Here is a 386-nt window from a genome sequence, read left to right as displayed (position 1 = left end):
GTTGCGGCGGTTGTGAGTGGAGGGCTGTCGTGCCATGAGGCGGCCGAGCAGTTCGGGATCGCCGTCAGCACTGCCATTGGATGGGTGCGCCGGCAGCGCGAGACCGGCAGCATCGCGCCCGGCAAGATGGGTGGGCACCGGCCGAAAGCGATTTCTGGCGAACACCGTGTCTGGGTGTTGGAGCGGATCAAGGCGGGCGATTTCACCTTGCGCGGGCTGGTTGCCGAGCTCGCCGAACGCGGGCTGAAGGTCGACTACCGCTCGGTGTGGGAGTTCGTCCATGCCGAGAAACTCAGCTTCAAAAAAAAGCGTGGTGGCTGGCGAACGCGATCGTCCCGACGTGGCAAGGCGGCGGGCCCAGTGGATCAAATATCAAGATCGCGTCG

General features: G+C 64.5%; 1 pseudogene. It reads left to right on the top strand.

Annotated elements, in window-relative coordinates:
• A pseudogene (locus tag ACZIRK_RS45520) lies at positions 1-386 on the top strand (transposase); the annotation flags it as partial.

Source organism: Bradyrhizobium sp. Leo114, assembly GCF_055229415.2.
Note: the sequence above shows the minus strand (reverse complement) of the source record. Positions and strands in the feature narration are given on the sequence as shown.